This is a genomic window from Xylanimonas oleitrophica (assembly GCF_003244315.1).
GTDB lineage: Bacteria > Actinomycetota > Actinomycetes > Actinomycetales > Cellulomonadaceae > Xylanimonas_A > Xylanimonas_A oleitrophica.
The window spans coordinates 192196-205516 of sequence record NZ_QKWH01000004.1 but is presented as its reverse complement, the minus strand read 5'-3'; the positions used below and the strand labels follow the sequence as shown (position 1 = coordinate 205516).

Genomic DNA, 13321 nt, shown 5'->3' with positions numbered 1-13321 from the left:
CGCTCAGTCCAGGAGGTGCCGCAGGTACCGCGGTGGGGAGTCGAGGAAGGCGCGCCAGTGCCGCACCAGCTCCAGGTCCTCCCACGCCGTCTCGCGCAGCCCCCACGGCCCGACCTCGAGGATGCGGGCGCCGGGCAGCGCGGCGAGCACGGGCGAGTGCGTCGCGCACAGCACCTGCCCGCCCTGCTCCACGACGTCGGTGAGGACCTTCATCAGCGACAAGGTCGAGGAGAACGACAGGGCGGCCTCCGGCTCGTCGAGGCAGTAGAGCCCCGCGGAGCCGAAGCGCGACTCGAGCACGGCCAGGAACGACTCGCCGTGGCTCATCTCGTGGAAGACGGGGTCGCGGGCGCCCGGGTTCTGCTCGACGAACGTGTACCAGCCGTGCATGGTCTCGGCACGCAGGAAGAACCCCCAGCGGCCGGAGCCGATGCCACGCTGGAGCCGGATCGCTCCCGGCAGCGGGGACTCGGTCGGCCGGGTGCTGTGGTGCCCGAACGCCGTGCCGCCCTCGGGCGAGAGGCCGTAGGCCACCGCGACCGCCTCGACCAGCGTGGACTTGCCGGAGCCGTTCTCGCCGACGAGGAACGTGACGCCCGGCGGCAGGTCGAGCCCCTCGGACAGCACCTGGTCGACGGCGGGCACGGTGCGCGGCCACGTGCCGGGCGGCAGCGTGGTCGACTCGTGCGGGATCACCCGCACCACGGGCTGCTGCGAGTGGTCCATGCCGCGATCATGCCGGGCGGCCCCGACGCCGGCATCGGCCGCCGCCAGCAGGCCCTGCGACCGCCGCTACCGGGGCGGGTTCGTCAGCTCGTCCACCTCGAGGTCGTTCTCGCTGACCTTGCCGGTGCGGATGCCGGCCCGGCCCACCATGTGCGCCGCGACGGGCGAGGTGAGGAGCTGGAAGATCACCACGAGCGCCAGCATGGTGGTGGCCGGCCAGCTGTGCAGCCGCAGCGCGACACCGGTGAGCAGCAGGATGAGACCGAGCACCTGCGGCTTGGCCACGGCATGCATGCGCGCCAGCAGGTTGCCGAACCGCAGCACGCCCACGCCCGCGGAGAACGAGAAGAACGCCCCCAGCAGCAGGCAGACGGCGGCGACCACGTCGGCCACCGTGACCCAGAAGCCCTGGTCCTCCATCACCGCACCTCCCCGTTGGCGCCGCCACCGTGGTGCTCGGCGTCGGTCACCGACTCGCGCTCGGTCTCGAGGGCCGCCTGCCGCTCGGCCTCCTCGGCGGCGACCTCCTCGGCCGTGCGGATGCGCCCCTCACCCTCGGGCTCCACGGACGCGAACCGGGCGATCACCACGGACCCCACGAAGCCCACGAGGGCGAGCACCACGAGGATGGGGATCGTCTCGGTGCGCCGCGACCAGGCCGCCTCGATGGCGATGGCGCCCACCAGGGTGGTGGTGAGCACGTCGAACGCGACCGTGCGGTCGAGCATCGACGGACCACGCTCCAGGCGCACGATGGCGAGCACGGCGGCCACCGCGAGCAGCACGGACGCGACCACGCTGACGACGATCATCGGGTCTCCTCCCCGGCAGCGGCGGCACCGGCGGACGCCGCCTCACCGCCGTCGAGCAGGCCGGTGCGGCGCAGCTCGTCCTTCTCGGCGAAGGCGCGCAGCACGCGCTCCTCGAGCTTGCGCGTGCGCTCGCGCACGGCGTCGGCGCCACCAGAGACGGCGAGGTCCAGCACGTGCAGGTAGAGCGTGGCGCGGTCACGGTCCGCCTCGATCACCAGCGAGCCGGGCACCAGGGCGGACAGCTCGGCGATGGTGGTGAAGAAGACGTCGGAGGTGGTGCGCAGAGGCACGGCCACCACACCACCGCGCGGCTGCGGCCCGGGCCACACCGCCTGCCAGGCGACCTGGAACGAGGCCACCACGAGGTCGGCCACGAACCGGGCCACGAGCACCAGCAGGGGCCACGGGCGCAAGGTCGCGTGGGTGCCGATCGAGGGCAGCGGCAGCACGGTGACGACGACGACGGCCAGCGCTGCGCCCGCCACCACGTTGCCCCACGAGAGGTCGCCCCACAGCAGCAGCCACATCACGGTGAGCACCACGACGGTGCGCCACTGCTCGCGCAGGCGCTGGACACGTCGGCGCCACGAGGAGCGCCGGGGCGCCACGCCGGTCCGGTCGTCCATCAGTGGCTCCCCTCGCTCGTCGTCGCGTCGGACTCGCCGATGCCGCGGTCCCCGCCGTCGGGGAACACCGCCTCGACGTAGCTGTGCCCGTCGGTGAGCGTGTGGGCGGCGCGCTCGGCGTACGCGTACAGCGGCCCGGCCACCACGGTGAGCGCGAGGCTGAACCCGACCAGCACGGCCGTGGGACCCACGAGGCCGAGCGGCAGCCGCGCCTCGCCCACGCGCCCGGAGACGACGTCGTCCGGCGCCGCCTGCCAGAACGCCTTGTTCCAGGCCTTGACCAGCGCGTAGAGCGTGAGCAGCGAGGTCACCACGGAGCCCACGACGAGCACCCAGGCGAGCGGTGAACCGTCGCGCACGCCCGCCTGCAGCAGGCCCACCTTGCCGAGGAACCCGGACAGCGGCGGGATGCCGGCCAGGTTCATGGCGGGCACGAAGAACAGGATGGCCAGGCCCGGGGCGAGCTTGGCGAGCCCGCCCAGCCGGTCGAGCGACGTCGACCCCCCACGGCGCTCCACCAGCCCCACCACGAGGAACAGCGCCGTCTGCACGGTGATGTGGTGCACCACGTAGAAGATCGCGGCGGCGGTGGCGGCCTCGCCGGCCAGCGCGACGCCGAAGATCATGTACCCGATGTGGCTGACCAGCGTGAAGGACAGCAGACGCTTGACGTCGTCCTGCGCCACGGCGCCGAGGATGCCCACGAGCATCGTGGCCAGGGCGAGCACCAGCAGCACCCGGTCGACCGCCTCGTTGGGCGGGAACAGCAGCGTCTGGGTGCGGATGATCGCGTACACGCCCACCTTGGTGAGCAGGCCCGCGAACACCGCGGTGACGGGCGCGGGCGCCGTCGGGTAGGAGTCGGGAAGCCACGCGGACAGCGGGAAGATGGCGGCCTTGATGCCGAACCCGAGCAGCAGGAGCAGCTGGATCCCCAGGCGCACCGACGGGTCGACGTCAGGCAGGCGCTCGGCGAGCTGAGCCAGGTTCACGGTGCCGGTGGCCGCGTACGCCATGCCCACGCCGGCGAGGAACACCACCGAGCTGAGCAGCGCGACGACGACGTACACGCTGCCGGCGCGGATCCGGTCGGCCGTGCCGCCCAGGGTCAGCAGCACGTAGGACGCCGCGAGGAGGATCTCGAACCCGACGTACAGGTTGAACAGGTCGCCGGCGAGGAACGCGGCGGCCACACCGGCGGCGAGCACCAGGAACGTCGGGTGGTAGATCGCGATCGGCAGCACCTCGCGCTGCTCGTTCTCGTCCGCCTCCGGGTCGACGTCGGCCCCCAGCTCGGTGCCGGCCTCGGCAGCTTCACGGGCACGGTCCTGCCGGCCCTGGGCCCACACCTCGGCGCGGGCGTTCGCCCGGTCCTCGGCCGCGCTGTCCACCATGCCCTGGGCCATCGAGTACCAGAGCACGCACAGCAGCACGACGGTGCTGACCAGCAGCATGATCGCCGAGAGCCGGTCGGCCACCAGGTTGATGCCCACGGGCACCGCCCAGTCACCGATGACCGTCACGACGGCGCCCTGGTCGGCCAGCACCACGAGCGCGGCCGCCGAGCCCATCATGAGCAGCAGCGCGAGCACCGAGATGACGCGCTGCACGCGGGCGTGCCGGTGGAGCGCGAGCGTCAGGCCAGCGGCGAAGAGGGGGACGAGGACCGGCAGCGGCACCAGCGTCCCGGCGGACCACTCGATCATCGGCGCGCCTCCGTGCCCTCGGCACCCTCGGTGCCCTCGGCGCGGCCCTCGCGGGGCGCCGCCGTCTCCTGGACCACCAGGCTCTCCTCGATGTCGTCGTGCACCTCGGCGGCCTCCTCGTCGAGGGTCTCGCCCGTCTCCGCGGTGTCGGCGTCGGAGTAGCTGGGCGCGTTGCGCGCGGCCAGGCGCGCGATGCGGCGGTCCTCGACGTCGTCCTGCACCTCGTCGTGGCCGTTGAGCTGCCACGAGCGGTAGGCCATGGCCAGCACGAACGCCGTGAGGGCGAGGGTGATGACGATGGCGGTGAGGATCATCGCCTGGACCAGGGGGTCGCTCATCGGGACCTGGGACTCGCCCTCGCGCACCAGCGGGGCGGCTCCGGCGCGGCCGCCGGCCATGAGGATGGCGAGGTTGCCGCCGTTGCTGATCAGCACGAACCCGAGCAGCACGCGCGTGAGCGAGCGCTCGAGCAGCAGGTACACCCCGCCGGCGAACAGGACGCCGACGACGAGCGCCAGCGCGGCCGAGGGGACGGTGTCGAGGACGATCACTTGACGGCCCCTTCCAGCTCGGCGTGGTGGTCGATCTCGGCCCCCAGGGACCGCAGGATGTCGAGCACGAGCCCGATGACGACGAGGAAGACGCCGAGGTCGAAGAACAGCGACGTCACCAGGTGGACGTGCCCGAACACCGGCAGGTAGAGGTCGATGATGAAGCTCTCGATGGCCTGCTTGCCGGCCAGCAGCGCGGCGAGCCCCACCCCGGCGGAGAGGAACAGGCCGGTGCCGAGGATCAGGCCCGGGTGCACGGGCGCGGCCTCGCCCAGCTCGTAGCGCCCGCCGGCCAGGTAGCGCACGGTGAGCGCGATGCCGACCACGAGGCCCGCCGCGAACCCGCCGCCGGGGTTGTTGTGCCCGCTGAACAGCAGGAACAGGGCGAAGACGACCATGGCGTGGAAGAGGATCCGGGTGACCACCTCGAACAGCACCGAGCGGCGCTCGGGAGCGAGCGTGGGCCCCGCGACGATCCACGTCGTCGTGCCGCCACGGCCACCGCGCGCCCCGCCCGTGCGGGGCGGGGCGGGGTCGACGGTGCGGATCGCCGTCGGGTCCACGGCGCCCGACGGCGGCGCGGGCACGTCCCCACCCGGCGCGCGGCCCGCGTGGGCGTCGTCGGCGTGCGCGACCGCGGCCCCCGGGTCGCGACGGCCGGCCAGGCGCAGCACGGCACCGCTGCGCTGGCGCAGGAACACCAGGGACGCGACGCCGGTGGCGGCGACCAGGAGCACGGAGATCTCTCCCACCGTGTCCCAGGCGCGGATGTCCACCAGGGCCACGTTGACCACGTTGTGGCCGCCGCCCCAGGTGACGGCCTCCTCCGGGAAGTCCACCGAGATCGGCGTCGCCACGCGCGCCAGCGGAGCGGCGAGCACGAACAGCATCATCACGAGGCCGACCAGCACACCGATCGCCAGGCGCACCCAGCGGCTCGCGGCCAGAGGCCGGTCGGAGAAGTACGGGGGCAGGCGCCGCAGCACCAGCACCATGACGAGCAGCGTGACCGTCTCGGAGAGCACCTGCGTCAGCGCCAGGTCCGGGGCTCCGTGCAGCAGGAAGATCACCGACATGCCGTAACCGGCCACGCCCACGAGCATCACGGCCTTGAGGCGGCGCCGGGCCCGGGCGGCCAGCACCGTGGCCACGATGACGATCACGATGACCACGAGCTGGGCGGGCCGGTCGAACGGCACCATCGCCAGCGGGCCGACGTGGAAGACGTCGTCACGGCCCGCGGCGTCGGCCGCGACCGGCAGCCGCGTGCCGCTGCCGAAGACGCCCACGGCGAGCGCGACACCCGGCCCGGCCACGAGGGCCAGGAGGATCGCGCCGAGGTAGAACGGCAGCGAACCACGCTGCGTGCCACCGGTGACGTCCGCCGCCAGGTCGTCGAGACGCCGCATCCACCGGCGGTAGACGACGTCGGCCCCCAGCGGCGACCACAGCGCGTTCTGGAAGCGCTCGACGTGCGCCCGCTGCCAGAACAGCAGCACCCCGGCGCCCAGGACCAGCACCGTGATGGCCAGCGCCGGCGTGAAGCCCGCCCACAAGGTCAGGTGGCCGGCGTGCCCTGCGGGGTACAGGGCGGCGTGCGGCGCCAGGAGCTGCTCGCCCACGTGCGGCACCAGCGCCACCACCAGGCCCATCGCGCCGAGCACCAGCGCCGGGGCCACCAGCAGCAGCGGCTGGCGCTGGACCGGCGTGCTCGACGGTGCCTGCGGGGAACCTGCCGGCGCCTCCTTGCCCGGCGCGGGCACGGCCCGCTTGGTGCCGAACGCCCCCCACACGAACCGCAGGCCGTAGGCGACCGTCAGGGCCGAGCCCAGCGCGACGACCACGAGCATCACCGGGCCCAGCGGGTCGCCCTCGGCGCTCCACGCCTCCAGGGCGGCCTCCTTGCCGACATAGCCGGCGAACGGCGGCAGGCCGATCATCGACGCGGTCGCCAGCACGCCCGCGGTGGCCGTCAGCGGCATCTGCCGCGCGAGCCCGCTGAGCTTGCGCAGGTCGCGCGTCCCGGCCGCCGCGTCGACCACGCCGACGACGAGGAACAGCGCCGCCTTGAACATGGCGTGCGCACCGAGCAGCGCGAGACCCGCCAGCGCGGCCCCCTGGGTGCCGTAGCCCAGCAGCAGGATCAGGAGGCCCAGCTGCGAGACGGTGCCGAAGGCCAGGACCAGCTTGAGGTCGTGCTGGCGCAGGGCACGGTAGCCGCCCAGGAGCAAGGTCGCCGACCCGAGCACGACGACGATGACGCGCCAGGCGGGCAGGTCCGCGTAGGCCGGGGCGAACCGCGCCACCAGGTACACGCCCGCCTTCACCATCGCGGCGGCGTGCAGGTAGGCCGAGACGGGGGTGGGAGCGGCCATCGCCGCCGGGAGCCAGAAGTGGGTGGGCACGAGCGCCGACTTGGTGGCGGCCCCCGCGAGGAGGCAGATCACCGCCGCCGTCACGGCCGTGCCCTGCGGCGGGTCGGCCAGCACCTCCGACAGGCGCCACGTGCCGGCCGTCTCCCCGAGGATCACCAGGCCGACGAGCATGGCCAGGCCGCCCGCGGTGGTCACGACGATCGCCTGCATCGCCGCACGGCGCGACGGCTTGCGCGCGGCGTAGTGCCCGATGAGCAGGTAGGAGAAGACGGTGGTCAGCTCCCAGAAGACGAACAGCAGCAGCAGGTCGTCGGCGGTGACGAGACCGACCATGGCGCCCGCGAACGCCACCAGCACCCCGGCGAACCGGCGCAGGCCCCCGGCGTCACGGGAGAAGTAGGCGCTGCAGTAGAGGAGCACCAGCGCTCCGACGGCACCGACCACCAGCAGCATCAGCCACGAGAGGGTGTCGAGGCGGAAGTCGAGGGCCAGGCTCAGCCCAGGCACCCAGCTCGCCTGCTCGACGGGGAAGCGGCCGTCGAGCACCGCCCCCGTCTGCGTCAGCGCGTAGACGGCCGCCGACGCGGGCCCGGCGGCGAGCACCCAGAACGCCTTGCGGCCCATCCAGCCGACGAGCGCAGGCGCGACGAGCGCCAGGACCAGGTGGGCGAGGAGTACCGGAAGCACGTCCGCTCCGTCCTGTCGGGCGCCGGGCGACGCACGACGGCCCAGCACGGCGTCCCGTGGGGTCGCCAGCGGCACCGCGAGACGCGGGCGGGTGGGCGATTCGGCGTCAGCCTATCCGTTCTTGACTCGTGGACAGCGGAGGCTCAGGAGGTGGAATGTCACCGTCCGCCAACGGCATAACCGGGAACAACGCGCGCCATACGCGGCGTTGACCGTTGTTCAGCCTCCCTGCCGAGCAGCCTCACCGGGCTCCGTCGCACCCTCCGCCGACACGGCCTCGTCGCCCGCCTCGGCCTCCACCCGCAGCCCCCGCAGCGCGGGGCTCAGCACCACGAACCCGACCGACGCCACCACCAGCACACCGCCGAGCACCAGCAGCGCGCTCGCCCCGCCCGCGACCTCCGCGAGCGCCCCACCGATCAGCGGGCTCAGCGGCTCCAGCCCCAGGCTCACCATGCTCAGCGCCGCCACGACGCGGCCCATCATCACCTCGGGCACGGTGCGTGCCACCAGCACCTTGAGCACCACGTTCAGCGCCGGCACGGTCACCATCCCCAGGAACAGCGTCACCGCCGGCCAGTAGACGCCGAACGGCAAGGTGGACGCGCACATCGCCGCCCCGAAGACGCCGCCCACCGCGGCCATGAGCAGGCCCGGCGACAGGGTGCGCGACAGCCGAGGCGCCACGAACGCCCCCAGGAGACCGCCGACACCCGCAGCCCCCAGCACCAGGCCGCTGTCGACCGACGTCGCGCCCCGCGACTCCATCATCGTGATCAGCGGGATCAGCTCGGCGCCGGCGACGAGGTTGATGACCATCGAGAAGATCAGCGCCGCCCGGATGCCCGGACGCCGCCAGATCCACCGGACGGCCTCCCCGACGTCGCGCCGCACGCGGCGCCCCTCCTCGGCCAGCCGCCCACCCGCCGTCTGGCCCGCCGTCTGCCGCACCTCCTGGCGCACCTCCTGCGCCGGTCGGCGCGGCACCCGCGCGGCGAGGATGCACACGAGCGACACCACGTAGCTGACCAGGTCGGCGAGGAACGGCAGCACCCGGGCGAGGCCGAACAGCGCACCACCGAGCGGGGGGCCGGCGAGGGACGCCGCGTGGCTGCGAGCCTCCTCCTGCGCGTACGCCTGCGGCAGCTGCTCGCGCGGCACCACGGCACGGATCGCGGTCGCGTACGCCGGCTGGAAGAACGCGTCGGCCGTGCCGGAGAGCACCGCCACGACGAGGATGTGGGCCAGCGAGAGCGCGTCCGCACCACCCACCAGCATGACGGTCACCAGGCTGCCCGTCGCGGCGATGCGCACCGCCTCGCAGGCGACGAGCACGCGCCGGCGGTCGAACCGGTCCACCCACACCCCGGCGGGCATCGAGACGGCGATGCTGGCCGCCATCCGGCACGCCCCGACGATCCCCGCGAGGCCCGGCGAGCCCGTCACCGCGAGGATCAGCAGCGGGAAGGCCAGATAGGTCATCGAGGACCCCAGGCCGGAGACCGCGCTGCCCACCCACAGCAGCTGGAACCTCGTGTTGCGCCGTAACGGCGTCGTCACCATCCGGGCCCGTCCCCTCGAGTCGGTACTGCGCGCAGTCTGGCCGTGAGGTGCTTCCGCGAGGTGCCGGCCAGGTGACGCGCCGGTTCCAGGCGGTGTCCGGGCGGGACGCTACAGGTCTTCGGGGTCGACGAGGAAGTCTGCCTCGTCGGCGATCTCCCCGCCCGCGGCCTCCCAGATCGCGGCAGCGACGCGCGACACGAGCTCCGCGGCACGCTTGCGCGCCACCAGGTGCGCGTGGTGCGGGTGCTCCCGCTGCGCCTCGACGATGTCCGGCGGGTCCCAGCGCACGTGGTAGGCCACGCAGCCGCCCTGGGCCCACGGCAGCTCCCGCAGCAGCGGCGGCAGCACCTCCTCGCCCGCCACCTCGACGGTCACCCAGCCGTCGTGGTCCAGGTCGACGACGACGCCGAAGCCGTCGAGCACCTGCGGCGCCCGCAGGGCCGCGATGTCGAACTCGTCGGCGGCCGCGTGCAGCGCCCGGCGCACGTCCGGGTCCATCTGCTCGCCGGGGTACAGCGGCCGCTCCGCGATGCCCTGCGGCGGCCCCTGGTAGTCGGCGCCCTCCGTGGCCAGGCGGGCCCGCGGGTGCACGGCCTGCACCACCCGGTGGCACGCCTGCGGGTCGAGCCACACGGCCGAGAACACCGACAGGTCCACGGCCGCGCCCGGGTCGGGCGTCAGCACCACCCCGGTGCCGACCGGTGCGGTCGGCGACGCGCTCTCGTCCCACATGCCACCGACGTCGACCCGCACCGAGCCGCCCAGGCGCCGCGCCACCGCGACCAGCCAGGTGACGACACGCTCCTCCTCACGGTTCGGCAGGCCCGCCGGGAAGGCGCGCGCCAGCCCGTCACGGTCCCCGCCGTCCTGCGGCGGCGCGTCGTCCCACCGCTCGCGCGGGCACACGACGTCGAACACCACCGCGGTACCGCCCGGCAGACCGGCGTCGAACCCCTGACCGGCGGGCTGGTACGGCCCCGTCAGCGTCGAGTGCCGGCTCAGCCGCAGCACGCCCGGCTCCCCCGGACCGGCCATGCGCCCCACCGGCACGTCGGCGCCCGGCAGCTCGCGCGGCACCACCTCCCAGCGCGTCGACGGGAACCGTGACAGCGCCAGCACCTCGACCTCGTCGACGACGACGTCGGCGGGCAGTGCGAGCAGGTGGCGGGCCTGGTGACCACGGGTGGACGACCGGGGCAGCGCAGGCTGCGACGACGTCGCGCTCTGGGCCATGCGGCGGAGCTCCTTCCGGCTGGGTAGCGCCCGAGGGCGCGCCCTGGCGCCCTCGTGGCGCGACCGAGCGTAGCGGTGCTCGCCCCTGTCGCCTATGCCCCGTTCGTGCTCGTTCATCCGCACCCCCTGCGAGTCCGACGGCGACGGCTCAGACGGCCGTCCGGTGGAACGACTGCCAGGACCGGCTCGCCGTCGGCCCGCGCTGCCCCTGGTAGCGGGACCCGTACCTCTCGGAGCCGTACGGGTTCTCGGCCGGTGACGACAGCCGGAAGAAGCACATCTGGCCGATCTTCATGCCGGGCCACAGCATGATCGGGAGGGTCGCCACGTTGCTCAGCTCGAGCGTCACGTGCCCCGCGAACCCAGGGTCGATGAACCCGGCCGTCGAGTGCGTCAGCAGGCCGAGGCGCCCCAGCGACGACTTGCCCTCCAGGCGGGCGGCGACGTCGTCGGGCAGCGTCACCGACTCGTAGGTGGAGCCGAGCACGAACTCGCCCGGGTGCAGGACGAAGGGCTCGTCGCCCTTGACCTCCACCAGGCGCGTCAGCTCCGGCTGCTCCTGCGCCGGGTCGATGAACGGGTACTTGTGGTTGTCGAAGAGCCGGAACCAGCGGTCGAGCCGGACGTCGATGCTGGACGGCTGGATCATCGCGGGCTCGTACGGGTCGAGGACGACGCGGCCGGCGTCCAGCTCGGCCCGGATGTCACGGTCGGAGAGCAGCACGGGGACACGGTAGACCTGCACGCTGTGCGGTGCGGGTTCCGGCACGGGTCCGGCGCGGGTCCGGCGCGGGTCGGATCCTGCCCGCGAGCGCCGCCGTGGACGTCGGTTCGGCCAACGCGGCCGGGATGGGTATGATCGGGGCCGCGCACACCGTCGTCCCTGACGACGAGCGGACGACGACGTGTGGCTGCGCGGGTGTAGTTCAATGGTAGAACTTCAGCTTCCCAAGCTGACAGCGCGGGTTCGATTCCCGTCACCCGCTCCAGCTCGAAGGCCCCCGGACCACGGTCCGGGGGCCTTCGTCGTCCCCGCCTCCTCGTGGCGGGTGCGGCACGAGGGGGTCAGCTGCAGGCGTTCGGCTCCGCCATCCACGGCTCGGTGGGCGCGGTGGGCCGTGTGCGCGGCTTGAGCCGCACGTCCGGCAGGGCGGGGGCGCGCAGCGGGCCGGACGGGTAGCCGTCGACCCTCCCGAACCGGCGCTCGGCGGCGCCGTCGGCGTACTCGGTCTGGGCCGCGTCGTCGGGAGCGTCGGCGAGCTGGGCCATCCAGTCGGCGCGGGCACGGGCGACGTCGTCGTGGGTGCGTCCCACGAAGTTCCACCACATGACGATGTCCTCCTCGAAGGGCGCGCCACCGATGAGCACCGCACGGGCGGGGGCGTCGGCACCGGCCTCGACCACGAGCCGCTCGGGGCCGGGGGCCACGTAGCCGAGCTCGGCCTGGGGCACGGCGCCTCTCTGGAGGGTGACGTCGCCGGAGTCCACCAGCAGCGCGTGCTCGTGACCGGCGTCCACCTCGAGCTCGACCCGGCTGCCGGGCGCGAGGTCGAGCTGGGCGCCGACGAGCGGCGTGTACGTGGTCGCGGGCGAGACCAGGCGCCGGCCGTGCACGGTCAGGGCGCCCAGGAACACCTGGACGCGGGCGCCGTCGCGCTCGGCGACGGGCAGGTCCTCGTGGTGCTCGAAGTGGGGCGCCACGTCCATCGCCGACGCCGGCAGCGCCGTCCACAGCTGCACCCCGTGGAGCGTGGGCGGGCGGTCGCCCTCCGGAGACTCCTCGGAGTGGGAGATCCCGACGCCGGCGGTCATGAGGTTGAGCTCGCCGGGGCGCACCGTCTGCAGCGAGCCGACGCTGTCGCGGTGCACGATCTCTCCGGCGAAGAGCCAGGAGACGGTCTGCAGGCCCGTGTGCGGGTGCGGGGGCACCTGCATGCCGCCGGAGCGGGTGACGTCGTCGGGCCCGTAGTGGTCGCAGAAGCACCAGGCGCCGACGAGCGACCGCGCGCGCTGGGGGATGGTGCGCCGCACCGACATCGCGCGGGGGCCGCCGAGCGGCACGTCGCGCGCCGACAGCAGCTGCACGCCGCCTGCGGCCGTCCGGCTCCCGAGGTCGCTCATGGTGCGAGCGTAGGGGGCGACGGCGGGGACGGCTCGGTGGGGCAGCGGCTCCGGGCATGGCCGAGGCCCCCCGGCCTGCCGGGGGGCCTCGGATGACAACCGCGTACCCCTGATCGACGGTCCCGGGGACCAGGGGCGCCGCGTCGACGTCACGGCCCCGACGAGCCGTCAGGTCAGGAGCCGTTCCTCGCGAGGCACCCCTGACCCGTTCTCCACGGCCCGCCGGACGCGGGTGGTCTTCCGGCCCCGCCCGAGCACCTGCGTCGTCACCCGCAGCCCGCACCGCGGTACGGGATGGCTCGTCGTTCTCCGGTCGACCTTGCTCCGCCGCGAGGCCCGTGGCCCTCTGCAGCGGGGCCGTGGGGTCCTCGTGGTCGGAACCGGTAGCCACGTTTGTAGCCCCCGTCCCGGGGGTCGTGCAAGGCCCAGGACGAGGCTCGGGTGAGCCTTCTCACCGACCACAGGTTCATCCACAGGCGCTGTGGCGGAATCCCCACATCACCCACAACCCTGTGGAACAAATCTGTGGATGACGGGACCGTCCCGGTGACGGGTTGCGCTAGTGCTCAACCACCCGCACCGCCGACCCGGGCCGCCCCGACCGCCCCCGCTGCCGGGCTCGGACCGCACCGCCAGCGCGCCGCCCGCGCGTTCCTCACCCGGCCCGCCGCCTGCGTGACCCCCGGATTTCCGCGGTGTTTCAAGCATCTCGCCTGGTCAGGCTCGACGGCGGCCCGCCACCCGCACCCTTCGGCGCCCGCACGCTCCCCCGCGCCCGGCGGCGTCCGGCGCGCTCGCGCGAGCCTGGCGGCGCGGCCTCCGGGCGGCGGTCCACACCCGTGGACGGTCTCACCGCAGGTCGGGCAGGGTGCGGGTGGCTGTCCACACAACCCTGTGGACACAGCCTGTGGACAAGTCGGG

At 73.9% G+C, this 13321-nt stretch carries 11 protein-coding genes and 1 tRNA gene; 1 reads left to right on the top strand and 11 read right to left on the bottom strand.

The genetic code is table 11. The features are described from left to right. Window positions 1-3: 3 nt before the first annotated feature. The 10 genes from DNL40_RS08170 to dcd form a co-directional block, all read right to left on the bottom strand. Window positions 4-726, bottom strand: coding sequence for an AAA family ATPase (locus DNL40_RS08170; protein WP_111250748.1), 723 nt, complete (start codon window positions 724-726; stop codon window positions 4-6). A 66-nt stretch (window positions 727-792) separates the two neighbouring features. Then, window positions 793-1146 (bottom strand): monovalent cation/H(+) antiporter subunit G, encoded by a 354-nt coding sequence (gene mnhG / locus DNL40_RS08165; protein WP_111250747.1) that lies wholly within the window; start codon window positions 1144-1146, stop codon window positions 793-795. Further along, on the bottom strand, window positions 1146-1538 hold the full coding sequence (locus DNL40_RS08160) for an MrpF/PhaF family protein (RefSeq protein WP_111250746.1): 393 nt from the start codon (window positions 1536-1538) through the stop codon (window positions 1146-1148). The genes mnhG and DNL40_RS08160 overlap by 1 nt, the downstream gene beginning before the upstream one ends. Then, entirely contained in the window at window positions 1535-2164 is a 630-nt protein-coding gene (locus DNL40_RS08155) for a Na+/H+ antiporter subunit E (protein ID WP_111250745.1), read from the bottom strand. Before DNL40_RS08155 ends, DNL40_RS08160 begins: the two co-directional genes overlap by 4 nt. Then, complete coding sequence (locus DNL40_RS08150) at window positions 2164-3870, bottom strand: Na+/H+ antiporter subunit D (protein WP_111250744.1); 1707 nt, start codon at window positions 3868-3870, stop codon at window positions 2164-2166. Before DNL40_RS08150 ends, DNL40_RS08155 begins: the two co-directional genes overlap by 1 nt. Continuing rightward, window positions 3867-4421: a Na(+)/H(+) antiporter subunit C gene (locus tag DNL40_RS08145; RefSeq protein ID WP_111250743.1), complete on the bottom strand. Its 555-nt coding sequence runs from the start codon at window positions 4419-4421 to the stop codon at window positions 3867-3869. Before DNL40_RS08145 ends, DNL40_RS08150 begins: the two co-directional genes overlap by 4 nt. Further along, window positions 4418-7483: a Na+/H+ antiporter subunit A gene (locus DNL40_RS08140; RefSeq protein WP_111250742.1), complete on the bottom strand. Its 3066-nt coding sequence runs from the start codon at window positions 7481-7483 to the stop codon at window positions 4418-4420. Before DNL40_RS08140 ends, DNL40_RS08145 begins: the two co-directional genes overlap by 4 nt. Window positions 7484-7702: 219 nt before the next feature. Next, entirely contained in the window at window positions 7703-9046 is a 1344-nt protein-coding gene (locus tag DNL40_RS08135) for an MFS transporter (RefSeq protein WP_111250741.1), read from the bottom strand. Window positions 9047-9154: 108 nt separating this feature from the next. Further along, window positions 9155-10279, bottom strand: coding sequence for a hypothetical protein (locus DNL40_RS08130; RefSeq protein ID WP_111250740.1), 1125 nt, complete (start codon window positions 10277-10279; stop codon window positions 9155-9157). A gap of 148 nt (window positions 10280-10427) precedes the next feature. Further along, the gene (gene dcd / locus DNL40_RS08125; RefSeq protein ID WP_111250853.1) at window positions 10428-11003 is read right to left on the bottom strand and encodes a dCTP deaminase; all 576 of its coding nucleotides are present in this window, start codon (window positions 11001-11003) and stop codon (window positions 10428-10430) included. A 191-nt stretch (window positions 11004-11194) separates the two neighbouring features. Here dcd and DNL40_RS08120 point away from each other — a divergent pair. After that, window positions 11195-11268 (top strand) — tRNA-Gly (locus DNL40_RS08120). Between the two features lie 76 nt (window positions 11269-11344). Here DNL40_RS08120 and DNL40_RS08115 read toward each other — a convergent pair. After that, complete coding sequence (locus DNL40_RS08115; protein WP_111250739.1) at window positions 11345-12400, bottom strand: pirin family protein; 1056 nt, start codon at window positions 12398-12400, stop codon at window positions 11345-11347. Between the last annotated feature and the right edge of the window lie 921 nt (window positions 12401-13321).

What these genes read in the sequence shown, in the direction of transcription:
- DNL40_RS08170 (WP_111250748.1), bottom strand. Translation starts at nt 726, where the DNA reads ATGGACCACTCGCAGCAGCCCGTGGTGCGGGTGATCCCGCACGAGTCG.
- mnhG (WP_111250747.1), bottom strand. Translation starts at nt 1,146, where the DNA reads ATGGAGGACCAGGGCTTCTGGGTCACGGTGGCCGACGTGGTCGCCGCC.
- DNL40_RS08160 (WP_111250746.1), bottom strand. Translation starts at nt 1,538, where the DNA reads ATGATCGTCGTCAGCGTGGTCGCGTCCGTGCTGCTCGCGGTGGCCGCC.
- DNL40_RS08155 (WP_111250745.1), bottom strand. Translation starts at nt 2,164, where the DNA reads ATGGACGACCGGACCGGCGTGGCGCCCCGGCGCTCCTCGTGGCGCCGA.
- DNL40_RS08150 (WP_111250744.1), bottom strand. Translation starts at nt 3,870, where the DNA reads ATGATCGAGTGGTCCGCCGGGACGCTGGTGCCGCTGCCGGTCCTCGTC.
- DNL40_RS08135 (WP_111250741.1), bottom strand. Translation starts at nt 9,046, where the DNA reads ATGGTGACGACGCCGTTACGGCGCAACACGAGGTTCCAGCTGCTGTGG.
- DNL40_RS08130 (WP_111250740.1), bottom strand. Translation starts at nt 10,279, where the DNA reads ATGGCCCAGAGCGCGACGTCGTCGCAGCCTGCGCTGCCCCGGTCGTCC.
- DNL40_RS08115 (WP_111250739.1), bottom strand. Translation starts at nt 12,400, where the DNA reads ATGAGCGACCTCGGGAGCCGGACGGCCGCAGGCGGCGTGCAGCTGCTG.